At 72.4% G+C, this 24,669-nt stretch carries 26 protein-coding genes and 1 riboswitch; of the genes, 19 read left to right on the top strand and 7 right to left on the bottom strand.

Annotation, left to right across the window (positions count from 1 at the left end):
* Nucleotides 1–145: 145 nt before the first annotated feature.
* A riboswitch (cyclic di-AMP (ydaO/yuaA leader) is annotated at nt 146–306 on the top strand.
* A 12-nt stretch (nt 307–318) separates the two neighbouring features.
* A complete protein-coding gene (locus tag JK361_RS29360; protein WP_201823739.1) occupies nt 319–1,074 on the top strand; it encodes a M23 family metallopeptidase in 756 nt (251 codons plus the stop codon).
* Nucleotides 1,075–1,270: 196 nt separating this feature from the next.
* Nucleotides 1,271–1,957 (top strand): GntR family transcriptional regulator, encoded by a 687-nt coding sequence (locus JK361_RS29355; RefSeq protein WP_201823736.1) that lies wholly within the window; start codon nt 1,271–1,273, stop codon nt 1,955–1,957.
* A 191-nt stretch (nt 1,958–2,148) separates the two neighbouring features.
* Here JK361_RS29355 and JK361_RS29350 read toward each other — a convergent pair whose 3' ends face one another.
* Nucleotides 2,149–2,430 carry an HPr family phosphocarrier protein gene (locus JK361_RS29350; protein WP_201823733.1) on the bottom strand — a complete coding sequence of 94 codons (282 nt, stop codon included), beginning with the start codon at nt 2,428–2,430 and terminating at the stop codon, nt 2,149–2,151.
* 177 nt (nt 2,431–2,607) lie between these two features.
* On the opposite strand from JK361_RS29350, the gene JK361_RS29345 reads away from it, so the two are divergent.
* The 5 genes from JK361_RS29345 to JK361_RS29325 all read left to right on the top strand — a co-directional run bounded on the left by JK361_RS29345 (nt 2,608) and on the right by JK361_RS29325 (nt 8,482).
* Complete coding sequence (locus tag JK361_RS29345) at nt 2,608–5,544, top strand: bifunctional acetate--CoA ligase family protein/GNAT family N-acetyltransferase (protein ID WP_201823731.1); 2,937 nt, start codon at nt 2,608–2,610, stop codon at nt 5,542–5,544.
* 69 nt (nt 5,545–5,613) lie between these two features.
* Nucleotides 5,614–5,859: a hypothetical protein gene (locus tag JK361_RS41495; RefSeq protein WP_236053758.1), complete on the top strand. Its 246-nt coding sequence runs from the start codon at nt 5,614–5,616 to the stop codon at nt 5,857–5,859.
* Between the two features lie 117 nt (nt 5,860–5,976).
* The gene (locus JK361_RS29335) at nt 5,977–6,573 is read left to right on the top strand and encodes a DUF5998 family protein (RefSeq protein ID WP_201823723.1); all 597 of its coding nucleotides are present in this window, start codon (nt 5,977–5,979) and stop codon (nt 6,571–6,573) included.
* Entirely contained in the window at nt 6,573–7,763 is a 1,191-nt protein-coding gene (locus JK361_RS29330) for an alkaline phosphatase family protein (RefSeq protein WP_201823721.1), read from the top strand. The genes JK361_RS29335 and JK361_RS29330 overlap by 1 nt, the downstream gene beginning before the upstream one ends.
* Nucleotides 7,764–7,831: 68 nt before the next feature.
* Nucleotides 7,832–8,482 (top strand): thymidine kinase, encoded by a 651-nt coding sequence (locus tag JK361_RS29325; protein WP_201823719.1) that lies wholly within the window; start codon nt 7,832–7,834, stop codon nt 8,480–8,482.
* A 5-nt stretch (nt 8,483–8,487) separates the two neighbouring features.
* On the opposite strand, the gene JK361_RS29320 is transcribed toward JK361_RS29325, so the two are convergent.
* Nucleotides 8,488–9,279: a VOC family protein gene (locus JK361_RS29320; protein ID WP_201823715.1), complete on the bottom strand. Its 792-nt coding sequence runs from the start codon at nt 9,277–9,279 to the stop codon at nt 8,488–8,490.
* A gap of 317 nt (nt 9,280–9,596) precedes the next feature.
* Here JK361_RS29320 and JK361_RS29315 point away from each other — a divergent pair, with 317 nt between their 5' ends.
* Entirely contained in the window at nt 9,597–10,445 is an 849-nt protein-coding gene (locus tag JK361_RS29315) for a sulfurtransferase (RefSeq protein WP_201823713.1), read from the top strand.
* Nucleotides 10,446–10,501: 56 nt separating this feature from the next.
* On the opposite strand, the gene sepH is transcribed toward JK361_RS29315, so the two are convergent.
* The 3 genes from sepH to JK361_RS29300 all read right to left on the bottom strand — a co-directional run bounded on the left by sepH (nt 10,502) and on the right by JK361_RS29300 (nt 14,632).
* Nucleotides 10,502–11,542, bottom strand: a complete 1,041-nt coding sequence (sepH, locus tag JK361_RS29310; RefSeq protein ID WP_201823710.1) for a septation protein SepH — start codon at nt 11,540–11,542, stop codon at nt 10,502–10,504.
* 572 nt (nt 11,543–12,114) lie between these two features.
* Entirely contained in the window at nt 12,115–13,434 is a 1,320-nt protein-coding gene (locus JK361_RS29305; RefSeq protein ID WP_201823708.1) for a D-arabinono-1,4-lactone oxidase, read from the bottom strand.
* A complete protein-coding gene (locus tag JK361_RS29300) occupies nt 13,394–14,632 on the bottom strand; it encodes an MFS transporter (RefSeq protein WP_201823699.1) in 1,239 nt (412 codons plus the stop codon). Before JK361_RS29300 ends, JK361_RS29305 begins: the two co-directional genes overlap by 41 nt.
* A 180-nt stretch (nt 14,633–14,812) precedes the next feature.
* Here JK361_RS29300 and JK361_RS29295 point away from each other — a divergent pair, with 180 nt between their 5' ends.
* Both JK361_RS29295 and JK361_RS29290 read left to right on the top strand, forming a co-directional pair.
* On the top strand, nt 14,813–15,940 hold the full coding sequence (locus tag JK361_RS29295) for a ferrochelatase (RefSeq protein WP_201823698.1): 1,128 nt from the start codon (nt 14,813–14,815) through the stop codon (nt 15,938–15,940).
* A gap of 8 nt (nt 15,941–15,948) precedes the next feature.
* Nucleotides 15,949–16,764, top strand: coding sequence for an inositol monophosphatase family protein (locus JK361_RS29290; protein ID WP_201823696.1), 816 nt, complete (start codon nt 15,949–15,951; stop codon nt 16,762–16,764).
* A gap of 102 nt (nt 16,765–16,866) precedes the next feature.
* Here the strand turns inward: JK361_RS29290 and JK361_RS29285 are convergent, their stop codons facing one another.
* Nucleotides 16,867–17,040, bottom strand: coding sequence for a hypothetical protein (locus tag JK361_RS29285; RefSeq protein WP_167381439.1), 174 nt, complete (start codon nt 17,038–17,040; stop codon nt 16,867–16,869).
* A gap of 411 nt (nt 17,041–17,451) precedes the next feature.
* Between JK361_RS29285 and JK361_RS29280 the strand changes: the two genes are divergently transcribed.
* From JK361_RS29280 to JK361_RS29265, 4 genes are all read left to right on the top strand, one after another.
* On the top strand, nt 17,452–18,105 hold the full coding sequence (locus JK361_RS29280) for a response regulator transcription factor (RefSeq protein WP_003993508.1): 654 nt from the start codon (nt 17,452–17,454) through the stop codon (nt 18,103–18,105).
* 5 nt (nt 18,106–18,110) lie between these two features.
* On the top strand, nt 18,111–19,367 hold the full coding sequence (locus tag JK361_RS29275; protein WP_201823694.1) for a sensor histidine kinase: 1,257 nt from the start codon (nt 18,111–18,113) through the stop codon (nt 19,365–19,367).
* A gap of 392 nt (nt 19,368–19,759) precedes the next feature.
* Entirely contained in the window at nt 19,760–20,056 is a 297-nt protein-coding gene (locus JK361_RS29270) for a DUF4193 domain-containing protein (RefSeq protein WP_005481602.1), read from the top strand.
* 13 nt (nt 20,057–20,069) lie between these two features.
* Nucleotides 20,070–20,984 (top strand): hypothetical protein, encoded by a 915-nt coding sequence (locus JK361_RS29265; RefSeq protein ID WP_201823692.1) that lies wholly within the window; start codon nt 20,070–20,072, stop codon nt 20,982–20,984.
* A 5-nt stretch (nt 20,985–20,989) separates the two neighbouring features.
* Here the strand turns inward: JK361_RS29265 and JK361_RS29260 are convergent, their stop codons facing one another.
* Entirely contained in the window at nt 20,990–21,454 is a 465-nt protein-coding gene (locus tag JK361_RS29260; protein WP_201823690.1) for a DUF3093 domain-containing protein, read from the bottom strand.
* A gap of 113 nt (nt 21,455–21,567) precedes the next feature.
* Between JK361_RS29260 and JK361_RS29255 the strand changes: the two genes are divergently transcribed.
* From JK361_RS29255 to JK361_RS29240, 5 genes are all read left to right on the top strand, one after another.
* A complete protein-coding gene (locus tag JK361_RS29255; protein WP_201823687.1) occupies nt 21,568–22,152 on the top strand; it encodes a PaaI family thioesterase in 585 nt (194 codons plus the stop codon).
* A complete protein-coding gene (gene dut / locus JK361_RS29250) occupies nt 22,152–22,718 on the top strand; it encodes a dUTP diphosphatase (RefSeq protein WP_201823674.1) in 567 nt (188 codons plus the stop codon). Before JK361_RS29255 ends, dut begins: the two co-directional genes overlap by 1 nt.
* A 1-nt stretch (nt 22,719) precedes the next feature.
* The gene (locus JK361_RS29245) at nt 22,720–23,481 is read left to right on the top strand and encodes a DUF3710 domain-containing protein (protein WP_201823672.1); all 762 of its coding nucleotides are present in this window, start codon (nt 22,720–22,722) and stop codon (nt 23,479–23,481) included.
* A gap of 172 nt (nt 23,482–23,653) precedes the next feature.
* On the top strand, nt 23,654–23,782 hold the full coding sequence (locus JK361_RS42170; RefSeq protein ID WP_262418472.1) for a hypothetical protein: 129 nt from the start codon (nt 23,654–23,656) through the stop codon (nt 23,780–23,782).
* Nucleotides 23,783–23,937: 155 nt separating this feature from the next.
* Nucleotides 23,938–24,633, top strand: a complete 696-nt coding sequence (locus JK361_RS29240) for an ABC transporter ATP-binding protein (protein WP_201823669.1) — start codon at nt 23,938–23,940, stop codon at nt 24,631–24,633.
* Nucleotides 24,634–24,669 lie beyond the last annotated feature (36 nt).

The following is a 24,669-nucleotide window of genomic DNA, read 5'->3' as shown; positions in this document are numbered from 1 at the left end:
CTCCAGATGCCCGTTTTGGGGCGGAGGTTGCCTGTCTGCCCTGTGGGATGCGCTACAAAAGGGCGGATCCGTTTGAGGATTGAAAGCGGGCCCCCGTAGCGTCATCCGGGCTGTTCGTCAGGCAGTGCGCCGCGCCCGCGGCACCGGACAGCGATCGCCGAGTCCCCGTACGGCGCGAGCCAGGGGAGCCGGGGACCCACCGTCCCTGGGGTGAATCGGACGCCCGCGCGCCAGCGAGGGGGCCCGTAGGAGACCTTCCTGCTCCGAACCCGTCAGCTAACCCGGTAGGCGAGAGGGAAGGAAAGGACCAGCCACTTCATGGCGTTCATGTGCGCCACCGGGAAGCACCGCAAGCCCGGCCGGGTCAAGCGGACCACCGCTCAGGCGGCCGGCGTCGCGGCCCTCACCACCACCGGCGTGATCGGCACCCTCGCCGCCTCCCCGGCGCTCGCCGCGGAGAACTCCACGGAGCAGACCGGCCTCGTCCCGGTCCTCGCCGCGACCGACGACGTCGCCGAGCAGATCGACGCGCAGGCCGCCGCCCAGCAGCAGGCCGCCGACCAGAAGGCGGCCGAGGAGGCCGCGGCGAAGGCGGCCGCCAAGCGGGCCGAGGAGATACGCGTGGCCAAGGCCCGCGCCGCCCGCGAGGCCGAGCGCAAGCGGCTGAACGCCTTCACCGCCCCCATCGCGCACTCCTACGTGTCCACGGGCTACCAGGCCAGCAGCTCCCTGTGGTCCTCCGGCTCGCACACCGGCATCGACTTCCACGCGGCCAGCGGCACGACCGTCCACGCGGTCGGCTCCGGCACGGTCGTCTCCACGGGCTGGGGCGGCGCGTACGGCAACCAGATCGTGATCCGGATGGCCGACGGCATGTACACCCAGTACGGACACCTGTCCTCCATCGCCGTCACGGTGGGCCAGAAGGTCGTCCCGGGCCAGCAGATCGGCCTGTCCGGCGCCACGGGCAACGTGACCGGCCCGCACCTCCACTTCGAGGCGCGGACCACCCCCGACTACGGTTCCGACGTCGACCCCGTCGCCTACCTCCGCAACCACGGCGTGGGCATCTGACGCGCGGCGCACGGTCCTTCGAAGCCCCGGCTCACCGAGCCGGGGCTTTCGCCTTTTTCCCGGTGTCCACCGGACCCGCTGTCCAAAAAATATCCATGGATTAGCCCTCGCCGTCGGAAATTCCGGCTCTTTGGAATAGAGTCACGGAACACACGTCCGTCGTGACGTTTCACGGGGAGTAAGGCGGAGGTCGGTCATGCGTATTCCGGCGCACTCGGTGTGTACCGCGGTCCGGGACGACATCGTCGCCGGCGTCCACGAGCGCGGCAGCCGCCTCACCGAGGAACTGCTGGCCCGCCGCTACGGCGTCTCGCGCGTTCCCGTGCGCGAGGCGCTGCGCACGCTGGAGGCCGAGGGCTTCGTGGTGACGCGCCGGCACGCGGGCGCGTGCGTGGCCGAGCCGACCGAGCGGGAGGCCGCCGACGTGCTGGAGATGCGGATGCTGCTGGAGCCGCTGGGCGCCGCGCGGGCCGCCGAGCGGCGCACCGAGGCCCATCTGAAGGTGCTCCGAGGGCTGGTCAGGCTGGGTCAGGAGCGGGCCAGGAGGGGCAGCAGCGACGATCTGCGCTCGCTGGGCGGCTGGTTCCACGAAACGCTCGCCCAGGCCTCCGGCAGCCCCTCGCTGACCTCGATGCTGACCCAGCTGCGGCACAAGATCGCCTGGATGTACGTGGTGCAGGCCCCGCCGAGCCCGGTGGACTCCTGGGCGGAGCACGGCGCGATCGTGGACGCGGTGGCACGCGGCGACGGCGAACGCGCGCGGGCGCTCACGGCGCTGCACGCCGAGCGTGCGACGGGGGCGCACCGGCTGCGCTTCACCGGTGCCGCGAACCGTGTGAGGACTTCGCAACACGCCGTAAACACGTCCGGCCCGCGGTATTAACAAGGGCACCGTATACAAAGAAGAGTTATTCGGCGGAGCGCGTTCGGGGCGCTTTTCCGCTGCTTTCTCGTGCCGTGAATCCTGAATTCCGGCAGTTTTCGAGCGGCGGGTGCCCGCGGTGAATTCGGCCGGCCGGGAAAACGCGGAAGCCGCGCCGTCCGGTGCGGACGGCGCGGCTCCCCGGGTACTGCTCAGACGGTCTCGGGCAGCTCTTCCAGGCCCTCGGAGACCAGCCTGGCCAGACGGTCGAGGGCGGCGTCCGCGCCCTCGGCGTCGGAGGCGAGGACGATCTCCTCGCCACCCTGGGCGCCCAGACCCAGGACGGCCAGCATGGAGGCCGCGTTGACGGGGTTGCCCCCGGCCTTGGCGATCGTCACCGGGACGCCTGTGGCCGTGGCGGCTCGGACGAAGATGGAGGCGGGGCGGGCGTGGAGACCCTCGGCCCAGCCGACGTTGACGCGGCGCTCAGCCATGTGTTGCTGCCCTTCAGTGCTCAGGGTTGTCTAGACCAGTTTCCCACATCGTGGAGCATGCCCGGGAGGGACCTCCGTCCCGCCCGGTGCGGCGCCGGACCGCGGCCTCGGTCCGGCTCTCCGTCCCCCACAGACTGCCTCGCGCCGTTGTCGTACGCGAGCCGTACTCTGGGGGCCATGCAGACCTCGGCGGACCGGCAGGACCGGCACCACTACCCCGCCCACTGGGAGGCGGACGTGGTGCTGCGCGACGGCGGCACCGCACGCATCAGGCCCATCACCGTCGATGACGCCGACCGCCTGGTCAGTTTCTACGAGCAGGTCTCGGACGAGTCGAAGTACTACCGCTTCTTCGCGCCGTACCCACGGCTCTCCGCCAAGGACGTCCACCGCTTCACGCACCACGACTTCGTGGACCGGGTGGGGCTCGCCGCCACCGTCGGCGGCGAGTTCATCGCCACCGTACGCTACGACCGCATCGGCACCGACGGAATGCCCGCCTCCGCGCCCGCCGACGAGGCCGAGGTCGCCTTCCTGGTGCAGGACGCCCATCAGGGCCGCGGTGTCGCCTCCGCCCTGCTGGAGCACATCGCCGCCGTCGCGCGCGAGCGCGGCATCCGCCGCTTCGCCGCCGAGGTGCTGCCCGCCAACAACAAGATGATCAAGGTGTTCACGGACGCCGGCTACACCCAGAAGCGCAGCTTCGAGGACGGCGTCGTGCGCCTGGAGTTCGGCCTCGAACCCACCGACCGCTCCCTCGCCGTGCAGCGCGCCCGGGAGCAGCGCGCCGAGGCCCGCTCGGTACGGCGGCTCCTCGCGCCCGGCTCCGTCGCGGTCGTCGGCGTCGGCCGCGCTCCCGGCGGCGTCGGCCGCAGCGTCCTCGGCAACATCCGCGACGCCGGCTACCCGGGCCGGCTGCACGCCGTGAACAAGGCCTTCCCTAAGGACCTCGAGGAGGTCGACGGGGTGCCCGCGTACCGCTCGGTGCGGGACATCGACGGGCACGTGGACCTCGCCGTCGTCGCCGTACCGGCCGAGCACGTGCCCGCCGTGGTCGCCGAGTGCGGCGAACACGGCGTCCAGGGGCTGGTCGTGCTCTCCGCCGGATACGCCGAGAGCGGTCCCGAGGGGCGCGAACGGCAGCGGGCCCTCGTCCGGGCCGCACGCGCGTACGGCATGCGGACCATCGGCCCGAACGCCTTCGGAATCGTCAACACCGCCCCCGACGTCCGGCTGAACGCCTCCCTCGCCCCCGAGATGCCACGCCCCGGCCGCATCGGGCTGTTCGCCCAGTCCGGTGCCATCGGCATCGCCCTGCTGTCCCGGCTGCACCGGCGCGGCGGCGGGGTGACGGGCGTCACCGGCGTGTCCACCTTCGTGTCGGCCGGCAACCGAGCCGACGTCTCGGGCAACGACGTCCTCCAGTACTGGTACGACGACCCCGAGACCGATGTCGCCCTCATGTACCTGGAGTCCATCGGCAACCCCCGCAAGTTCACCCGCCTCGCCCGGCGGACCGCGGCGGCGAAGCCGCTGGTGGTGGTGCAGGGCACGGGAACGGCGCCGCAGGGGCACACGGTACGCGCCACCCGGCTGCCGTACGCGACCGTCTCCGCGCTGCTCCGGCAGGCCGGCGTGATCCGGGTCGACACGATCACCGAACTGGTGGACGCCGGGCTGCTGCTCGCCCGGCAGCCGCTGCCCGCCGGGCCGCGCGTCGCCATCCTCGGCAACTCGGAGTCGCTCGGCGTGCTGACCTACGACCGGTGTGTTGCCGAGGGGCTCCGGCCGGCGCGGCCGGTGGACCTGACGACCGGGGCGACGGCGGAGGACTTCCACCGGGCGCTCGCCGCCGCGCTGGCCGACGGCACGAACGACGCCGTCGTCGTCACGGCGATCCCCGCGATCGGGGAGGCGTCGCCCGGGGACGCGGAGCTGGCCGAGGCGCTGCGGTCGGCGGCGGCCGCGGTGCCGGGGAAGCCGGTGCTGGTGGTGCACGTGGAGCTGGGGGGACTGGCGGAGGCGTTGTCGGCCGCGGCCAGTACCGCGCCCCGGGCCGCCGACAAGGCACCCGGCACCGAGGGCGGCGCCCCCGCCCCGCCGGGCCGGGAGGACACCCGCTGCCCCGCGCAGCGACAGTCCGGCACGGTGCCCGGGCGGCCGCCGGCCGGGGTGCCGGGGCGGCCGCCGGGTGTGGTGCCGGAGCCGCCGGGCGCGGCTCCGGGCGTGGTGCCCAGTCCTCCGGAGGGCACGCGTCTCATCCCCGCCTACCCCGCCGCCGAGCGTGCCGTCCGCGCGCTCTCCGAAGCCGTGAGGTACGCGCAGTGGCGGCGGGAGGCGGCCGACCCGGGCAAGGTGCCGGAGTACGACGACATCGACGAGAGGGGGGCCGCCCGGCTGATCCAGGGGCTGCTGGAGCGCGGGGAAGGGCTCACCATCTCCGCCGCCGAGACCTGCGAGCTGCTCGGGAAGTACGGCATCCCCGTCCGCCGCGCCTTCCCCGCGCCCACCCCGTCCGGCGCCGCCGAGGCCGCCCGCGCGCTCGGCTACCCGGTGGCCCTCAAGGCCACCGCCCCGCACCTCAGGCACCGCGCCGACCTCGGCGGCGTACGCCTGGACCTCGCGGACGAGGAGCAGTTGCTGCGGGCGTACGCCGAGCTGACCGAGCTGTTCGGGCGGCCGGAGGAGCTGCGGCCGGTGGTGCAGGCGATGGCACCCAGGGGCGTCGACACCGTGGTCCGCGCGGTGATCGACCCGGCGGCCGGGGCCGTGCTGTCCTTCGGGCTGGCCGGCGCCGCCTCACAGCTGCTCGGGGACATGGCGCACCGGCTGGTCCCCGTCACCGACCGGGACGCGACCTCGCTGGTGCGGTCGATCCGCACCGCACCGCTGCTGTTCGGCTGGCGCGGCTCCACACCCGTCGACACCCCCGCGCTGGAGGAACTGCTGCTGCGGGTGTCCCGGCTGGTCGACGACCACCCCGAGGTGGTCGCGGTCACCCTGGAGCCGGTGGTCGTCGCCCCGCACGGCACGAGCGTCCTCGGCGCCACCGTACGGCTCGCGCCCCCGCCGGCCCGGGACGACCTGGGCCCGCGCACGATGCCGGCCTACTGAGCGGGGGAGGGGGGACGGCATGGAGATCGCGGGACGCCGGCTGCCCGAGGGCAACTGTGGGCCTGGAAAGTGATCGCCCAGGACGCCGGGCGGCTGCGGCCGGCCGCGGCACACCACCTCACGTACCACCACGGCCTGGAGGTCGTCTTCACCGACACCGGCTTCGTCTCGTGCCCCGCCGCCTTCCAGGAGCCCCGCTTCCGCGAGCCCACCGTCGAGGAGACGGCACGGCCGCGGCGCACCCTGGGCGAAACACCATCCCCGTGGTCGCGTTCGAAGCGGACGGCGGCGGACCGGAGCCGGTCTCCTGCCTGACCGCCGCGGAGGATCCGGAGATCCGGCCCGGGTTCGTCCCCGGGCACCCGCGCGCTGGTGCACAGGCCGTCCCCGGTCCCCGTGACTGGCCCGGACCGCCCTTGCCCACGGATTAGGATGGACGCCATGGCCAAGACCAGTACGACGACCCAGGGGCTGCGCGCGGCGATCGAGCGCAGCGGCTACTACCCGGCCCTCGTGGCCGAGGCGGTGGAGGCCGCTGTGGGCGGCGAGCCCATGCGGTCGTTCCTGGTCCACCAGGAGACGACGTTCGACCAGAACGAGGTGCGCCGGCACGTCACCGTGCTGGTCCTCACCGGCAACCGCTTCATCGTCAGCCACACCGACGAGCAGGCCGCCGACAGCACCTCCCCGACGCCGTACGCCACCACCTCCACCGAGTCCGTGAAGCTCGACCGGATCTCCTCGGTCGTGGTCAGCCGGGTGGTCGCGAACCCGGAGCAGTACAAGCCGGGCACGCTGCCCCGCGAGGTCGTGCTGACCATCGGCTGGGGTGCGGTCAACCGCATCGACCTGGAGCCCGCCGCCTGCGGCGACCCCAACTGCGACGCCGACCACGGCTACACGGGCAGCTCCACGGCGGACGACCTCAGCCTGCGCGTCAGCGAGGCGGGGGACGGCCCGGAGACGGTGCGCCAGGCGCTCGTCTTCGCACAGGCCATCTCGGAGGCGACCGCGGACCTCACGCGCTGATGTCCCAGCTCTCCGCCTGGGACCACCCGGAACCCCTCGCCCTCGACACCGCGCCGCTGCCCGAGTACGGCACCGGCTCCCTGGCCGACCTGCTGCCCACCCTGGCCGCCGGCATGGGCGTTCCCGGTCTGACCGCCACGATCGAGGAACTGACCGCCGCCGACCGGGTCTGTGTCTTCCTGGTCGACGGCCTCGGCTGGGAACAGCTCAGGGCGCACCCGGACGAGGCTCCGTTCCTGACCTCCCTGCTCGGCAGCTCGCGCGGCGGTACCGGCCGCCCGCTGACCGCCGGCTACCCGGCGACCACGGCGACCTCCCTCGCCTCCGTCGGCACCGGCCTGCCGCCGGGCGCCCACGGCCTGCCCGGGTACACCGTGCGCAACCCGGCCACCGGCGAGCTGATGAACCAGCTCCGCTGGCAGCCGTACACGGAACCGCGTCCCTGGCAGCCGTACCCCACCGTCTTCCAGCTGGCCCACAAGGCCGGCGTGCACGCCGCCCAGGTGTCCTCGCCCGCCTTCCAGCACACCCCGCTCACGAAGGTCGCGCTGAGCGGCGGCACCTTCGTCGGGCGGCTCACCGGCGAGGAGCGCATGGACCTCGCGGCCGAGCAACTGGCCGCCGGGGACCGCTCGCTGGTGTACACGTACTACGCCGAGCTGGACGGCTCCGGACATCGTTACGGCGTCGCCTCCGACACCTGGCGCGGCCAGCTCATGTACGTCGACCGGCTCGCCCAGCGGCTGGCCGAGCAGCTGCCGCCGCGCAGTGCCCTCTACGTCACCGCCGACCACGGCATGGTCGACGTGCCGTTCGACGAGCAGCATCGCATCGACTTCGACGAGGACTGGGAGCTGCGGGCCGGCGTCGCCCTGCTGGGCGGCGAGGGCCGGGCCCGGCACGTGTACGCGGTGCCCGGCGCCGGGAACGACGTCCTGACCTGCTGGCGCGAGGTGCTGGGCGAGCAGTTCTGGGTTGCTTCGCGGGACGAGGCGGTCGCGGCCGGCTGGTTCGGGCCGAGCGTGGACGAGCGCGTGTACCAGCGGATCGGTGACGTGGTCGCCGCCGCGCACGACGACGTCCTGCTGATCGCCTCCGAGCGCGAGCCGAAGGAGTCCGCACTGGTCGGCAACCACGGCTCGATGACCCCGGCGGAACAGCTCGTGCCGCTCCTCGAAGTACGCTCCTGACACGCCCCGTGTCCCCGCGCGGCCCCGCACACGACCCCGACGACCTGCCGAAAGGTGCTCAACCCCTCATGCCCGAGCTGGTGTTCTTCTCCGGAACGATGGACTGCGGGAAGTCGACGCTGGCTCTGCAGATCGAGCACAACCGCTCCGCGCGCGGCCTGGTCGGCATGATCTTCACCCGCGACGACCGCGCCGGTGAGGGCAAGCTGTCCTCCCGCCTCGGCCTGGTCACCGACGCGGTGGAGGTCGAGGACGGCCAGGACCTGTACGCCTACCTGGTGGACCATCTCTCGCAGGGCCGCAGGGCCGACTATGTGATCGCGGACGAGGCACAGTTCCTCGCACCCGAGCAGATCGACCAGCTCGCGCGCGTGGTGGACGATCTCGGCCTGGACGTGTTCGCCTTCGGCATCACCACCGACTTCCGCTCCAAGCTCTTCCCCGGCTCCCAGCGGCTGGTGGAACTGGCCGACCGGATCGAGGTGCTCCAGGTGGAGGCGCTGTGCTGGTGCGGCGCCCGCGCCACGCACAACGCCCGCACGATAGGCGGCGAGATGGTGGTCGAGGGCGCCCAGGTCGTCGTCGGCGACGTCAACCAGTCCGCCGACGAGGTCGGCTACGAGGTGCTGTGCCGCCGCCACCACCGGCGCCGGATGACCGCCGCGGCGGCCCGCGCGGCGGCCCTGTCCCCGGACGTGCTGCCCGTGCCGTCCTCCTGAGGGCCTCAGCGCGGTTTCTGCACGACCGACAGTTCGGCGCCCTCCGGGTCCACCACCGTCGCCACCCGCCCGTGCGGGCTGTCGTGGGCCGGCCTGAGGACCCGGCCGCCCAGGCCGGTGACCTGCCGCAGCGTTTCGCCGATGTCGGCGACCTCGAAGTACGTCTGCCAGTGCGGCCCCCGGTCACGGGGCAGACCCTGGCCCATGCCGTGCAGCCCGGCCACCGGACGGCCGCCCAGGCACAGGGTCAGATAGTCGAAGCCGGCGGAGACCACCGGCTCCTCCTCGTAACCGAACACGCTCGTGTAGAACTTGGCGACGCTCTCCGTCTCGAAGGTGACCAGTTCGTTCCAGACGGGGGTGCCGGGCACACCGCTGATCGCCGTGCCGAGATGAGCGGCGCCCTGCCAGATCCCGAACACCGCCCCGGAGGGGTCGGCGGCGATCGCCATCCGCCCGGCCTCGGCGGCGTCCAGCGGGCCGACGGCCACCGTGCCGCCGCACAGCCGGACCGTGTCGGCGGTCTGGTCCACGTCGTCCGAGGCGAGATACGGCGTCCAGGCGACCGGCAGCCGGTGGTCCGGCGGCAGGTGGCCCATGCCCGCCACCTCCCGCCCGTCCAGCAGCGCCCGCACGTACGGGCCGAGCTGCTGCGGGCCGGGCCGGAACTCCCAGCCGAACAGCTCACCGTAGAACTCCTCGGTGGCGTCCAGCCCGTGCACCATCAGGCTCACCCAGCAGGGTGTGCCGGGCACGCGCCGTGCGTGCGGACCGGCCGACTCCCGTGCCTCGGTCATCGATCACTCTCTCCCCGGCCCCTCGCGGTGGCCGTGTCGCTTCCGCTCCCCGGAAGGGGTGTCCACGCCGCCGGCGCGTACGCCCGTGCCGGCGCCGCATCCTCCACGGTGCCGGGGGCCGTACCGCGCCGCTCGGCGATACCTCCGAGAGGATGCCCGATCTGCCGGCTTTCGCCGCTTCCTGACGATGGCCGACGGGTCTCCGTCGGCTGTACAGCCCGTGCTCGATCCCGTACGCCTCGTGATCGAGCCTGTCCGGCCGAGCAGAGTAGCCGGACCTGGACGCCGCGGCCACCCCTGGCGTATGGATGGACGCCATGACAGCCATCATCACCGCTTCCGAACTCGCGCATGAGCTGACCGCGGGCAGTCCGCCCGTGGTGCTGGACGTGCGCTGGCAGTTGAGCCTGGCGAAGGCGGCCGGCGCGCCGGCCTTCGACGGCCGCGCCGAGTACGCGGCCGGGCACATCCCCGGCGCGGTCTTCGTCGACCTGGACCGGGAACTCGCCTCCGCGCCCGGCGCGCGGGGCCGGCATCCGCTGCCCGACCTCGCGGAGTTCGGTGCCGCGATGCGCCGTGCGGGTGTATCCGCCGGCCGGCCGGTCGTCGTGTACGACGGTGGGCAGGGCTGGGCCGCCGCGCGCGCCTGGTGGCTGCTGCGCTGGACGGGTCACCCGGACGTGCGGGTGCTCGACGGCGGGTTGCCGTCCTGGCAGGGCGAGCTGTCCGCGCGGACGCCGGAGCCGGCCGAGGGCGACTTCGCACCGGCGCCCGGGGCCGGCCTGCTGGACGCGGATGGCGCCGCGGCGCTGGCCCGCACGGGTGTGCTGCTCGACGCCCGCGCGGGGGAGCGGTACCGCGGTGAGGTCGAGCCGATCGACCGGGTGGGCGGGCACATCCCGGGCGCGGTGTCGGCGCCGACGACGGAGAACGTGGGACCCGACGGCCGTTTCCTGCCCGCGGCGGAGCTGAGGGACCGCTTCAAGGCCCTGGGGGTGTCCGAGGACGCCGAGGTGGGCGTGTACTGCGGTTCGGGCGTCTCCGGCGCCCACGAGGTCCTCGCGCTGGCGGTGGCGGGCATTCCGGCGGCCCTGTACGTCGGTTCCTGGTCCGAGTGGTCCTCGGACCCGTCCCGGCCGGTGGCGGTGGGGGCGGATCCGCAGTAGCGGGGCGGGCGAAGGAGGGGCACGCGTGCGTGCCCCTCCTCGACGGTCCCGGAGAGCTACTCCTGCTTCTTGCGGCGGGTGCCGAACACGATCTCGTCCCAGCTCGGGACGGCCGCGCGGCGCCCGGGCCGGACGCCGTCCGCCTCGGCCTGGCGGTCGGTCGAGCCGATGAGCCGGTCGCGGTGGCTGCCGACGGAGCGCGGCATGAGGACGTCCGCGTAGGCGGAGCCGGCCGACGCGGCGGGCGCCGGGGGCTCCTCGGCGACAGGCTCGTCGGCGATCTCCTCCGACGGCTCCGACGGGCGCTCCGGGACCACCAGGTCGCCGCGGAAGCTCGGCACGGCCTCCAGCAGGCTGGTCAGCGAGTCGCGTTCGCCCGTGCTCTCCTCGGCCGGCTCCGACGGCTGCGCGGGCAGGCTGGGCCGTTCCCGGTCCCCCCGGTCGAGGGCGCGGTCCAGCGAACGCTCGCGCGGCAGCCGCGCGATCCGCGGGACGAACGGGAAGCTCGGCTCCGGCACGGCGAGGTCGTCGGACTCGCCGATGAGCGAGCGGGCCTCGTCGTCCACCGCCTGTACGAGCCGCCGGGGCGGGTCGTACGTCCAGCTCGCGGAGTGCGGTTCGCCCGCGACTTGGTAGACGAGGAGCACTTCCCAGGTGCCGTCGTCGCGGCGCCAGGAGTCCCACTGCACGGTGTCCTTGTCGGCGCCGCGCAGCAACAGCCGTTCCTGCACCGCCTCGCCGAGCAGCGGGCCGGAGTTCTCGCCCGGGCGGCGGACGGGGGTCTTGCGGGCCCGCTCGGCCATGAAGGCGCGCTCGGCCAGCACCGGTCCCTCGAAGCGCCGTACCCGGTCGACGGGGATCCCGGCGAGCTGGGCGACCTCTTCCGCGGTGGCACCGGCGCGTATGCGGGCCTGGATGTCACGCGGGCGCAGATGGCTCTCGACCTCGATCTCGATCTGGCCGAGGCGGGGCCGGTCGCCGCGCACGGCGGCGCGCAGCCGTTCGTCGATCGGAAGTGTGTACTCCGTGGAGTCGGCAGCCTTGAGCACCAGCCGTGTGCCGTCATTCGAGACGGCCACGACACGCAGTTCGGGCATGGGGACCTCCCGGGTGGTGCCTGCCGACGTCACGTGCGTCGCTGCTTCCGCTAGTCGAGTGTGGCCTGCCCGGGTGCAGCCTGCCACAACCTTGCCGAGTTGCCCGGCGTGTCGGGCACGGGCCCGGGACCGCCGTTATGGCACGGTTACCTGTTCGCCACGCTAAGTGACGAACTCCGTCACCCTGTGCAACTTGCCCCCTCCCGGCGGTCCTTGCAAGGCCGCGGGCACCCTGGTGGGAGACCGGACCCAGGGCTCGCAACAGTACTCCATTTGGACCACGTGCGTGGATTGGCGCGCTGCCCAACTTCCGGCAAGGGTGGCGACTTCGCCGTTCGCAACCGGTTTTGTCGATCATGAACGTGGTGAACTTCACGCAATCGCCAGAAACGGAACTAATGGTTTCGCGTGTCTCGTGCGGTCGGTCGAACAGCGTCGGTCAAGTACGGGCCCGTTCGGGCACGCCCTCCCCGGAGCACACGGGGCGAGCGGTGACCCGGACGAGGAGCCGGGCGGGGACCCGGCCATCCCGGCCCCCACGCCCGGCGCGCCCGGTACGCCGGCCACCACGCCTACGCCCCCAGGACCCTCCGCAAGTAGTCGTTCTGGAACAGACGTTCCGGGTCGAGACGGTCCCGCAACGCGGTGAACTCACCGAAGCGCGGGTACACCCGGGCGAAGTACTCCGCGTCCCGCGTGTGCACCTTGCCCCAGTGCGGACGCCCCTCGTGCGCGGTGAAGATGCGCTCGGCGGCGGTGAAGTACCCCTGGTACGGCGTGCCCCGGAACATGTGCACGGCGATGTAGGCGCTGTCCCGGCCGGAGGCGGTGGACAGGGTGATGTCGTCGGCCGGGGCGGTGCGCACCTCGACCGGGAAACTGACCCGCACGCCCGAGCGGTCGACCATCGCCCGCAGCTCGCGCAGCGTCTCCACCACGGCCGCGCGTGGGACGGCGTACTCCATCTCCACGAAACGCACCCGGCGCGGCGAGGTGAACACCTTGTAGGGGATGTCCGTGTACGTCCGCGCGGACAGGGCCTTGCTGGAGATCCGCGCGATCGCCGGGATCGCGGCCGGGGCGGCGCGGCCGACCCACTGCGCCGCCTGGAACACCCCGTTGGAGAGGAACTCGTCCTCGAACCAGCCGGCCAGCTGCCCCACCGGCTGCTCGGGGCCGGCGCTGCGGTTGTTGCGCTTGGTGTTGGTGCTGCCCGTGTGCGGAAACCAGTAGAACTCGAAGTGTTCGTTCTCGGCCCACAGCTGATCGAACTCGCCGAGGACCCGGTCGAGGGGCATCGGCTCCTCGCGCGCGGTGAGCAGGAAGAGGGGCTCCACGGCGAACGTGATCGCGGTTACGACGCCCAGGGCGCCGAGGCCTATGCGGGCGGCGGCGAAGACGTCGGGGTTCTCCTTCTCGGAGCAGCTGAGCACCGAGCCGTCGGCCGTGACGAGTTCGAGCCCTTTGATCTGGGCGGCGATGGAGGCGGACTCGCGGCCCGTGCCGTGCGTGCCGGTACTGGTGGCCCCCGAGACGGTCTGCTCCATGATGTCGCCCATGTTGGTGAGCGAGAGACCCTCGCGCGCGAGAGCGGCATTGAGTCTCTTGAGCGGGGTGCCCGCCTCCACCGTGACCGTCATGGATTCCCGGTCGATGCCGCGTATACCGGTCAACAGTTGAGGGCGTATCAATACGCCGTCCGTGGCGGCGATCGAGGTGAAGGAGTGCCCGGTCCCGACCGCCTTCACCTTCAGGCCGTCCTCCCGGGCCCGGCGCACCGCCGCGGCCAGCTCCTCCACCGAGGCCGGCACCACCTGCCGGGCGGGACGGGCGGTGACATTGCCGCCCCAGTTACGCCAGGTGCCGTACTTCCCGCTCGCTGTGCTGCTCAACGGTGCCTCCCCGACCCGCGGCCGGCCTGCGCAGCCGGCGGTACCCGAGGAAACCGACCGCGACCGCGACGGCTCCGGACACCGCCGGAACCCCGTACCCGGCCCGTGCTCCGGCCGCGTCGATCACCCAGCCGGCCGCGGAGGAACCGAGCGCGACGCCGACCGCGAGGCCGGTGCTCACCCAGGTCATGCCCTCGGTGAGCTGCGCGCGAGGTACGTGCTCTTCGATGAGGGACATCGTCGTGATCATCGTCGGTGCGATGGACAGCCCCGCAACGAACAGCGCCACGGCCAGAAGCGGCAGGTTTCCGACCAGTAGGAGGGGGATCATACTCACGGCCATCGCCGTCACGCCCAGCAGCCAGCGGCGCTCCGGCGCACCGGTGAAGCGCAGCAGCCCGAAGACCACGCCGGCCACGCAGGATCCGGCCGCGTACAGCGCCAGGACCACGCTCGCGGCGCCCTTGTGGCCGCGCTCGTCGGCGAAGGCGACGGTGACCACGTCCACGGCTCCGAAGATCGCGCCGGTCGCCACGAAGGTCGCCACGAGCACCTGGAGCCCGACCGAGCGCAGGGCGCTGCCGCCGCCGTGCCGCTCGCGCGGGTGCGGCTCCGGCTCGGTGCCGCGCTGGGCGGTCAGCCAGAAGACGCCGGCCGCCAGGAAGCAGGCGGCCAGCAGCGGGCCCGCCTCCGGGAACCAGGCCGTGGACAGGCCGATGGAGATGATGGGCCCGAAGATGAAGCAGACCTCGTCCACGACCGACTCGAACGAGTAGGCGGTGTGGAGCCGGGGCGTGCCCCGGTACAGCGCCGCCCAGCGGGCCCGGATCATCGCGCCCAGGCTCGGCACCGACCCGATCCCGGCCGCGCACACGAACAGGGTCCAGTCCGGCCATCCGTAGTGCGCGGCGAGCAGCAGTCCGGCCGCCGCCGCCAGGGCCACCAGGGTCGCGGGGCGCAGCACCCGCCGCTGCCCGTGCCGGTCCACGAGCCGGGATATCTGCGGTCCGACCGCGGCGGCGGACAGCGCGATGGCCGCCGACAGGGCGCCCGCGAGGCCGTACCGCCCGGTGAGCTGGGAGATCATCGTGACCACGCCGATGCCCATCATTGACAGCGGCATCCGGCCGAGGAATCCCGCGGCGGAGAAGGCCTTGGTGCCGGGCGCGGAGAACAGGGCTCTGTAGGGGCTGGGCACGGGGACTCCGAAGCGGTCGTAAGGCGCGAATGCGACGGATACAGCTTACAAGTTAGGGCACCCTAATTGAACGGTGCTCGATGGAGGGAATTGTCGGCGCAAACTGCCCTGAACCATCTGTGATCCGACTCTTCACCCCGCTGTTTCCCGGCTGTCGGTGCCGGGTGGCAGGATCGACTCATGCCAGACGCGCTCGATGCCACCCCGTACGACGCCCTGCTCCTGCTCTCCTTCGGCGGCCCCGAAGGCCCGGACGACGTGGTTCCGTTCCTGGAGAACGTCACGCGCGGGCGCGGCATCCCGAAGGAACGCCTCAAGGAAGTCGGGCAGCACTACTTCCTCTTCGGCGGGGTCAGTCCCATCAACGACCAGAACCGCGCCCTGCTGGACGCCCTGCGCAAGGACTTCGCCGAACACGGCCTGGATCTGCCGGTCTACTGGGGCAACCGCAACTGGGCGCCGTACCTCACGGACACCCTGCGCGAGATGGTCGCCGACGGCCGCCGCCGCATCCTGGTCCTCGCCACCAGCGCCTACGCCTCCTACTCGGGCTGCCGCCAGTACCGCGAGAACCTCGCCGACGCGCTGGCCGCTCTGGAGGCCGAGGGCCTGGAGCTGCCGAAGATCGACAAGCTTCGGCACTACTTCAACCACCCCGGCTTCGTCGAACCCATGACCGACGGCGTGCTGCGCTCCCTCGCGGACCTCCCCGACGACGTCCGCGCGGGTGCCCACATCGCCTTCACCACCCACTCCATCCCGACCTCCGCCGCGGACACCAGCGGACCGGCCGAGGCCCACGGCGAGGGCGGCGCCTACGTCGAACAGCACCTCGACGTGGCCCAGCTGATCGCCGACGCCGTCCGCGAGCGCACCGGCGTCGACCACCCCTGGCGGCTCGTCTACCAGTCCCGTTCCGGCTCCCCGCACATCCCGTGGCTGGAGCCCGACATCTGCGACCACCTGGAGGAGCGGCACGCCGCCGGTGTCCCGGCCGTGGTCATGGCCCCCATCGGCTTCGTCTCCGACCACATGGAGGTCCTCTACGACCTCGACACCGAGGCGAAGGCCAAGGCCGAGGAGCTGGGCCTGCCCGTGCGCCGCTCCGCCACCGTGGGCGCGGACCCCCGGTTCGCCGCGGCCGTCCGGGAGCTGATCCAGGAGCGGGCCGCCCTGGAGCGCGGCCAGGAGGTCACCCCCTGCGCCCTGGGCGCCCTCGGCCCCAGCCACCAGCTCTGCCCGGTCGGCTGCTGCCCCGCCCGTGCCCCCCGCCCGGCCGCCGCGGGCGCCGACAGCCCCTACGCGTGAGGAGACCCGTGACCGACGCCCTGCACCGGGACCTGCTCGCCCTGGCCCAGGAGGCCGCCCGCCGCGCCGGCGAGCTGCTGCGGGACGGCCGCCCGGCCGACCTGGCCGTGGCGAAGACCAAGTCCAGCCCGATCGACGTCGTCACCGAGATGGACATCGCGGCCGAGAAGCTGATCACCGACCTGATCTCCGGCCGGCGTCCCGACGACGGCTTCCTCGGCGAGGAGGGCGCCTCCGTCGAGGGCACGAGCGGCATCCGCTGGGTGATCGACCCGCTGGACGGCACCGTCAACTACCTGTACGGACTGCCGACCTGGGCGGTGTCCATCGCCGCTGAGCAGGACGGCGAGACCGTCGTCGGGGTCGTGGCGGCTCCGATGCGCGGCGAGACGTACCACGCCGTCCGCGGCGGCGGCGCGTGGGCCACGGGCGCATGGGAGGGCGAGCGGGCGCTCGCCTGCCGCCCCGCGCCCCCGCTGGACCAGGCGCTGGTCTCCACCGGTTTCAACTACGTCACCGAGGTCCGCACCCACCAGGCCGGGATCGCCGCGCGGCTCATCCCCGTGCTGCGGGACATCCGGCGTGGCGGGTCGGCGGCGATCGACCTGTGCGACGTGGCCTGCGGCCGGCTCGACGGCTACTACGAGCGCGGGCTGAACGCCTGGGACTACGCGGCGGGGGACCTCATCGCCAGGGAAGCCGGTGCGCTGACCGGTGGACGGCCCGGAGAGCGGCCGTCGCGGGAGCTGACGGTCGCGGGTGCACCCGGGGTCTTCGAGCCGCTCCAGGGCCTGCTGGAGGACTTCGGGGCCTGGCACGACTGACCGCGGCGGTACGGCTCGGCGGGGTGCGGCCGCCGGGGTGGGCATGCGCAAGGGACCCCGGCGCTGGATTCGCCGGGGTCCCTCGTTGCGCTTTCGGGCCGATCAGACGCGTGACGCGCCGACCTCCACACCGTGTTCGGCGGCGAGGCGTCGCAGGTCGTCGAGCTCTGCCTGCTCCACCTCGACGAGGAAGTCGTCGCCCTCGTCACGAGCCCGCGACAGATCGGACTCGGTCGCCTTTATGCGCTGCAGAAGTCCTGCGGTGAAAGCGTCCATGCTGCGCCCCCTCGTCCTGGGTCGTGGGTCGATGGCACGGGGGTGTGCCGGATGGAAGGGGCGATCACGGCTCTCGCAGGTGCCCAGCGCTGCCCGGCCGGGCGGCTACGGTGCCGGACACCCGCGCCCGCTCTGCGAAGCGGATGGCGGAGTACCGCATGGTGCTGCGGCACATGCAGAGCGTGATCGCGGGGTGTAAAGCCGTCCTCCCCCTGCTCCCCTCCGCGGAAACCTAACCGGAGGAGAAATTCTCGTATTCCCGCACCGCCGCCCCCGTCCCTGCGGCCCTTCCCCCGCCTTACAGCCGACTTATGGCCGAAAAGGGCAGGATGGGGGTCACACTCCATGGGAACCCCTGCCCGCGCGCGCCCACGGCGCGCTACGCGGGTGGACACAGGAAGGACAAGCGACGTGCGCGTACTCGTCGTCGAGGACGAGCAACTGCTCGCCGATGCGGTGGCCACCGGACTGCGCCGGGAGGCCATGGCCGTCGACGTCGTGTACGACGGTGCGGCCGCCCTGGAGCGCATCGGCGTCAACGACTACGACGTGGTCGTCCTCGACCGCGACCTCCCGCTCGTGCACGGCGACGACGTCTGCCGCAAGATCGTCGAGCTGGGCATGCCCACGCGCGTGCTGATGCTCACCGCGTCCGGCGACGTCAGCGACCGCGTCGAGGGCCTGGAGATCGGCGCCGACGACTATCTGCCCAAGCCGTTCGCGTTCAGTGAGCTGATCGCGCGCGTGCGCGCCCTCGGCCGCCGTACCAGTGTGCCCCTGCCGCCGGTCCTGGAGCGCGCCGGCATCAAGCTCGACCCGAACCGCCGCGAGGTCTTCCGCGACGGCAAGGAAGTCCAGCTCGCACCCAAGGAGTTCGCGGTGCTGGAGGTGCTGATGCGCAGCGAGGGTGCGGTCGTCTCCGCCGAGCAGCTGCTGGAGAAGGCCTGGGACGAGAACACCGATCCGTTCACCAACGTGGTGCGCGTGACGGTGATGACCCTGCGCCGCAAGCTGGGCGAGCCGCCCGTCATCGTCACCGTCCCCGGCTCCGGCTACCGGATCTGATCGCCGTGGCCGCGACGCCCGCGCCTCCCCAGGCGCCCCCGAAGCCCACCTGGGACCCCAGGCGGCCGCAGCCCCCCTTCCCGTGGCTGCGCCCGACCATCCGCATACGGCTGACGCTGCTGTACGGCGGCATGTTCCTGATCGCCGGCATCCTGCTGCTGTCGATCATCTACCTGCTGGCCGCGCAGGCGATCAGCACCGGCAACCAGCCGCTGTTCAAGATCGTCAGCTTCTCGCAGGGCTCCCAGCTGAAGGTCTCCAGCGCCAACTGTCCCGCGATCAACGCGACCAGCCTGTCGCTCCAGGACTTCAACGACGCGATCGCCCACTGCGTGGACCAGCAGCGCCAGGAGGCCCTGGACAACCTGCTCAGCCGCTCCCTGCTGGCCCTGCTGGGCCTGGCCGTGATCGCCTTCGCCTTCGGGTACGCGATGGCCGGCCGCGTGCTGTCCCCGCTCGGCCGGATCACCCGCACCGCCCGCCAGGTGGCCGGATCCGATCTGTCCCGCCGGATCGAGCTGGACGGCCCGGACGACGAGCTGAAGGAGCTGGCGGACACCTTCGACGACATGCTGGAGCGGCTCCAGCGGGCCTTCACGGCCCAGCAGCGCTTCGTCGGGAACGCCTCGCACGAGCTGCGCACCCCGCTCGCGATCAACCGCACGCTGCTCGAGGTGCACCTGTCGGATCCGAACGCGCCGGTGGAGTTGCAGCAGCTGGGCAAGACGCTGCTGGCAACCAACGAGCGCAGCGAACAGCTGGTCGAGGGGCTGCTGCTGCTCGCGCGCAGTGACAACCAGATCGTCGAGCGCAAGCCGGTCGACCTGGCCGAGGTCGCCACGCAGGCCGTCGACCAGGTGCACGCCGAGGCCGAGGCCAAGGGCGTGAAGATCCGCGGCGAGCGCAAACCGGCCGTGGTGCAGGGCAACGGGGTGCTGCTGGAGAGGATCGCGCTGAACCTCGTCCAGAACGCGGTGCGCTACAACATGCCCGAGAATGGCTGGGTCGAAGTGAGCACGGAGGTCGAGCACGGGCAGGCGGTGCTGACCGTGTGCAACACCGGGCCGGTGGTGCCGGCGTACGAGATCGACAACCTCTTCGAGCCCTTCCGGCGGCTCCGTACCGAGCGCACGGGCAGCGACAAGGGTGTCGGCCTCGGCCTGTCCATCGTCCGGTCCGTGGCCCGGGCACACGGCGGGCACATCCTGGCCCGGCCCCGGGAGGGCGGAGGCCTGGAGATGCGCGTCACGTTGCCGATGTGATCTATTTCGACACTCGCGGCGATTGTTCGCTTCACGCGGAATTTTTCTGCCGCCGAACGGGCTTCTTGTTGTGTGATCGATCACATGGACGGAATTCCGGCCATGTACGCACGGTGATCATGACAGAAGGTGGAAAGCCGGGAAAGTCCTGGTTTTCAGGGCTCTTGATCACGGGAAGTACACGGTGAGGCGCCTTTGAGGTGCGGCATTCGAACCGTGTACGGTCCTCACCGCCATCCAAGCCGATCACTCTTGAGGGGTCGGATTGGGTGTCGATTGAGTAACAGACCTTGATGTGAGGCAAAATCTCCGCCTCAGGTCGGGCACAAGTCCGGCCTCTCACGCGTTACGTGCGCTGGAGACACCGCAGACACCCAGAGGGGGAGAGCGATATGGCAACCGACTACGACACTCCACGCAAGACCGACGACGACGTCGACTCGGACAGCCTGGAAGAGCTGAAGGCCCGGCGGAACGACAAGTCGACCTCGGCGGTCGACGTCGACGAGTTCGAGGCCGCCGAGGGCCTCGAACTGCCCGGCGCGGACCTCTCGAACGAGGAGCTGGCCGTCCGGGTACTGCCGAAGCAGCAGGACGAGTTCACCTGCATGAGCTGCTTCCTGGTGCACCACCGCAGCCAGCTGGCCCGGGAGAAGAACGGTCAGCCGATCTGCCGCGACTGCGACTGAGGACGGGTCGGCCGTGACTGGCTCGACCCCTCCGCGGAAGCGCCGCTTTTCCCTGGGGAAGGCGGACCAAGGGCCGTCCGACGGCCCGCACGGCGCGCGTGACGGCGAGCGGGGCTCACCCGAAGCGGGAGCCTCGCTCGCACCGGCGGCCGATCCGAAGGACCAGCCGGCACCGGCGCAACGGCCCGCACCCGTCGCGCGGCGCCGGGCGGTGGTGATCGGCGAGAAGGCCAGAGAACTGGCCCGTGAAGGCGCCCGCAGGGGCGGCAGCAGGGCCCGCGAGGGGCTGGCGTACCTCGCGGACCGGATCATCGAGATCGCCCCGCGCATCCCCGTACGCGACCTCGCGACGCTGCGCAGGCAGTTCCCCGGCCTCGGACCCGAGGAACTCGCCGACAAGCTGGTGGCGGGCGCCGCGACCGCCACCTCGACCGTGGGAGCCGGGATCGGCGCGGCGGCCATGCTGCCCGTGCCGCCGGCCATGCCGACCGAGCTGGCCACGGAGATCACCGGGGTCGCCGCGATCGAGCTGAAGCTGATCGCCGAACTGCACGAGGTCTACGGCGTACGCCCGCCCGGCAACCTCAAGACCCGCAGCACCGCGTACCTGTCCTCCTGGTCGGGGGAGCGCGGGATCGACGTGATGAAGCCGTCGACGTACGACACGGCCCTCGGCGGCCGGATGAAACGCGAACTGCGCCAGCGGATCATGAGGCGGACGGTCCGCAACCTGCCCAATCTGATGCCGTTCATGGTCGGAGCCGCGGTCGGGGCGGTCATGAACCGCCGGGACACCAGAAAGCTCGCGGCACAGATCCGCGCCGACCTGCGCAAGATCCAGGTGGCGTGGGACGAGCTGCCGGAACTGCCGCCGCTGGAGAAGCCGGCCGAACCGCTGCCGATGCGCGACCTCCCGAAGGAGCTCTGATCGCTCTAGGCGTGCGCCTCGCGTGCCGCCTCGATCGCCGCCGCGAGCCTCTCCGGCTCCCGCGTCGACAGGTACAGGTACGGCGTCGGGTCCTCGGGGTCCGTGACCTCCACGCGCAGCGCCCCCGGGATGTAGGCGCGCAGCAGCAGGAAGGCACGGGTGTCGGCCTTGTACGTCCGCCAGGCGCGGGCCTCCTCCGCGTCCAGCACCTCCGACGTGCCGAGCGCCGACACAGGGATCTTCGCCTCGCCCGCGACGAGCGAGTCGCCCACGATCCGGATGCGCGGGGAGCCGTAGGCGCTGGCCACCACCGCCGACGCGGCCGTACCGCCGACCAGGCCACCGAGCAGCGGCAGGGTGCCGAACGGGAGCAGGATCAGGGCGAACGAGACGCCCACGAGGAAGCTGATCAGCCACCACGAGCGGGGGGCGGTGAGGCGTTCTTCGTAGGGGCTGGCGGAGAGCTGCATGAGCCCAAGCTTGGCACGGCCCCCGAAATCCCCCGGAATCAGGGGGAGCCGATCCGAAGCGCGGTCGGGCAGGGCGATGGCCGGTGCCGGACGGGCGGGTAAGGTCTGCGGCTGTGAGTGGTAGTTCCGCAGCTCTTCAGCCTCCCGTCGACGCCGGTGAACCGGTACGGCACCCCGACGCGCCCGCGCCCGGGGAAGTCCTCGGCGCCCATTACGAACACTGTTTCGGGTGCGGCCCCGGACAGTCGCACGGACTGCACCTGGAGGCCCGGGCCGGCGAGGGGGTCTCGCTGACCGCCGAGTTCACCGTGCAGCCCGCCCACCAGGGCGCCCCGGGCCTCGCGCACGGCGGAGTGCTCGCCACGGCCCTGGACGAGACCCTCGGCTCGCTGAACTGGCTGCTGCGGACCATCGCCGTCACCGGACGGCTGGAGACGGACTTCGTACGGCCCGTGCCCGTGGGCACCACGCTGTACCTGGAGGCAGAGGTCACCGCCGTCGCCGGGCGGAAGATCTATTCCACCGCCACCGGGCGCATAGGCGGCCCCGACGGACCGGTCGCCGTCCGCGCCGACGCCCTCTTCATCGAGGTGAAGGTGGACCACTTCATCGACCACGGCCGCAGGGAAGAGATCCAGGCCGCCATGAACGACCCGGACCAGGCCCGGCGCGCCCGTGCCTTCGAGGTGAACCCGTGATGCCGGAAAGCCCCGCCGCCCGCGGCCCCCTGGACGTGCTCATCCGGCGTGTCGACCCGGAGGTACCGCTTCCGGCGTACGAGCACCCCGGGGACGCCGGCGCCGATCTGCGCACCACCGAAGCGCGCGAGCTGGGGCCCGGCGAACGGGCCGTCCTGCCCACGGGGGTGTCGATCGCCCTGCCCGAGGGGTACGCGGCTTTCGTGCATCCGCGTTCCGGTCTCGCCGCCCGCTGCGGTGTCGCCCTCGTGAATGCCCCGGGGACGGTTGATGCCGGGTACCGTGGGGAGATCAAGGTGATCGTGGTGAATCTCGACCCGCGCGAGAGCGTGCGGTTCGAGCGCTTCGACCGGATTGCCCAACTGGTCGTCCAGCAGGTCGAGAGGGTCCGCTTCCAGGAGGTCGCGGAACTTCCCGGCTCGGCGCGGGCCGAAGGGGGCTTCGGGTCCACCGGTGGCCACGCCGCGGTGGGCGGCGAGAGCGGCACAAGCGGTCAGGCCGCCGAGGGCGGTCCGACGGGTGGGAATCGATACGCTTCGGTCGTATCCGACCGGGAAGGACAGTGACGTGTTCGGACGTCGCAAGAAGAAGGGTGCCGCCGAGGACGCGGCCGGCGAGGCCGAGCAGGTCGTCGACAGCGTCGACACCGAGGCGGACGAGGTGGAGGCCGAGCGCGAGCGCGTCCGGCTGGAGCCCGAGCCCCGGCCCGACGGGCCGTGGGACAGCAGCGAGGTGCGCGACGCAGCCGAGGGCCGGGTGGACCTGGGCGGTCTGTTCGTGCCGGGCGTCGACGGCATGGAACTCCGGGTCGAGGTCGCCGGTGACGCCATCGTCGCCGCGACCGTCGTACTGCGTGACAGCGCCATCCAGCTCCAGGCGTTCGCCGCGCCCAAGCGCGAGGGCATCTGGGGCGAGGTCCGCGAGGAGATCGGCTCCGGCATCACCCAGCAGGGTGGCATCGTCGACGAGGTCGAGGGCCCGCTCGGCTGGGAGCTGCGCGCCCAGGTGCCGGTGCAGCTGCCGGACGGCACCGGCGGCTTCCAGGTCGTCCGGTTCGTCGGCGTGGACGGCCCGCGCTGGTTCCTGCGCGGTGTGATCTCCGGCCAGGGCGCGGTGCAGCCGCAGGCCGCCGGACTGCTGGAGCAGATCTTCCGCGACACGGTCGTGGTCCGCGGCGAGGGCCCGATGGCCCCGCGCGACCCGATCGTCCTGAAGCTGCCGAACGACGCCCAGATGGTCCCCGAGGGCGTCCAGCAGGAGGAGTCCTCGCGCTTCTCCGGCGGGATGGGACAACTCCAGCGGGGTCCGGAGATCACCGAGGTCCGCTGACCCCGGTTCGCCGGACCGCCGGGTCCAGCCGCAGGAGACGGGCCGCGCCCCTTCGGGGGTGCGGCCCGTTTCGCGTGTGCGTGGGCGCGGCGAGGGCCGCTGTCCGTTCACCAGGTGCGCGTACGGCCGCTGTCCGTCACCGGGTGCCCGTGCGGCGCTGTCCGTTCACCGGGTGCCCGTACGACCGCTGTCCGTCGCCGGGTGCCCGTACGCCGTGGCTCGCCGCACGGTGCCCGGCTCCTTCGAGGCGCTGCTCCGAACCCTGCCCGCGGACATCACCTGGGCCATGCCCGGGACGTGACCCGAACCCCGCCCCGGACGTCAGCGGAGATCACCTGGGCCATGCCCGGAGCGTGACCTGAACCCCGCCCGGGACGTCACCCGAGTCGTCCCCGGCCATTGTCCGGCCGGGCCGGGCGCGGCGATACTGGCCGCTCGGTCGACGGGGGAGGCGGCATGAGCGGTCAGGTTGTCACCGACACCATGGTGCGGGTCGAGGACGTCCACAAGTCGTACGGGCGGGGTGCCGCGGCCGTCCATGCGCTGCGCGGGGTGTCCTTCGAGGTGCCGCGCGGTGAACTCGTCGCCCTCAAGGGACGTTCCGGCTCCGGCAAGACCACGCTGCTGAACATCGTCGGCGGGCTCGACACGGCCGACCGCGGCGGGGTCGAGGTCGACGGGCTCCGGCTGGGCGAGCTGGGCGAGAGCGAGCTGCTGCGGCTGCGCCGGGACCGGATCGGCTTCGTCTTCCAGTCCTTCGGGCTCATCCCGATCCTGAGCGCCGCGGAGAACGTCGGCGTACCGCTGCGGCTGCGCCGCGCCGACCCGCGCGAGCGCGAGGAACGGGTCGAACTGCTGCTCTCCCTCGTGGGACTCGCCGGGCACGCGGCCCAGCGGCCCGGCGAGCTGTCCGGTGGCCAGCAGCAACGGGTCGCCATCGCCCGCGCCCTCGCCAACCGCCCGGCCCTGCTCATCGCCGACGAGCCCACCGGCCAGCTCGACGCGGAGACTGGGCACGCCGTCATGGAACTGCTGCGGGCCGTCGTCCACAGCGAGCAGGTCACCGCTCTGGTCGCCACGCACGACGCGACCCTGCTGGACCTGGCCGACCGGGTGCTGGAGCTGCGCGACGGAGAGATCTCCGAGCACTGAACCGTCCGGCAGGAGCGCTGAACGGTCCGGTACGAG

Origin of the sequence: Streptomyces musisoli (genome assembly GCF_016741855.1) — a bacterium.
In the GTDB taxonomy this organism is placed as follows: Bacteria; Actinomycetota; Actinomycetes; order Streptomycetales; family Streptomycetaceae; genus Streptomyces; species Streptomyces musisoli.
Note: the sequence above shows the minus strand (reverse complement) of the source record. Positions and strands in the feature narration are given on the sequence as shown.

What these genes read in the sequence shown, in the direction of transcription:
- JK361_RS29360 (WP_201823739.1), top strand. Translation starts at nt 319, where the DNA reads ATGGCGTTCATGTGCGCCACCGGGAAGCACCGCAAGCCCGGCCGGGTC.
- JK361_RS29355 (WP_201823736.1), top strand. Translation starts at nt 1,271, where the DNA reads ATGCGTATTCCGGCGCACTCGGTGTGTACCGCGGTCCGGGACGACATC.
- JK361_RS29350 (WP_201823733.1), bottom strand. Translation starts at nt 2,430, where the DNA reads ATGGCTGAGCGCCGCGTCAACGTCGGCTGGGCCGAGGGTCTCCACGCC.
- JK361_RS29345 (WP_201823731.1), top strand. Translation starts at nt 2,608, where the DNA reads ATGCAGACCTCGGCGGACCGGCAGGACCGGCACCACTACCCCGCCCAC.
- JK361_RS29335 (WP_201823723.1), top strand. Translation starts at nt 5,977, where the DNA reads ATGGACGCCATGGCCAAGACCAGTACGACGACCCAGGGGCTGCGCGCG.
- JK361_RS29330 (WP_201823721.1), top strand. Translation starts at nt 6,573, where the DNA reads ATGTCCCAGCTCTCCGCCTGGGACCACCCGGAACCCCTCGCCCTCGAC.
- JK361_RS29325 (WP_201823719.1), top strand. Translation starts at nt 7,832, where the DNA reads ATGCCCGAGCTGGTGTTCTTCTCCGGAACGATGGACTGCGGGAAGTCG.
- JK361_RS29320 (WP_201823715.1), bottom strand. Translation starts at nt 9,279, where the DNA reads ATGACCGAGGCACGGGAGTCGGCCGGTCCGCACGCACGGCGCGTGCCC.
- JK361_RS29315 (WP_201823713.1), top strand. Translation starts at nt 9,597, where the DNA reads ATGACAGCCATCATCACCGCTTCCGAACTCGCGCATGAGCTGACCGCG.
- sepH (WP_201823710.1), bottom strand. Translation starts at nt 11,542, where the DNA reads ATGCCCGAACTGCGTGTCGTGGCCGTCTCGAATGACGGCACACGGCTG.
- JK361_RS29295 (WP_201823698.1), top strand. Translation starts at nt 14,813, where the DNA reads ATGCCAGACGCGCTCGATGCCACCCCGTACGACGCCCTGCTCCTGCTC.
- JK361_RS29285 (WP_167381439.1), bottom strand. Translation starts at nt 17,040, where the DNA reads ATGGACGCTTTCACCGCAGGACTTCTGCAGCGCATAAAGGCGACCGAG.
- JK361_RS29270 (WP_005481602.1), top strand. Translation starts at nt 19,760, where the DNA reads ATGGCAACCGACTACGACACTCCACGCAAGACCGACGACGACGTCGAC.
- JK361_RS29260 (WP_201823690.1), bottom strand. Translation starts at nt 21,454, where the DNA reads ATGCAGCTCTCCGCCAGCCCCTACGAAGAACGCCTCACCGCCCCCCGC.
- dut (WP_201823674.1), top strand. Translation starts at nt 22,152, where the DNA reads ATGCCGGAAAGCCCCGCCGCCCGCGGCCCCCTGGACGTGCTCATCCGG.
- JK361_RS29240 (WP_201823669.1), top strand. Translation starts at nt 23,938, where the DNA reads ATGAGCGGTCAGGTTGTCACCGACACCATGGTGCGGGTCGAGGACGTC.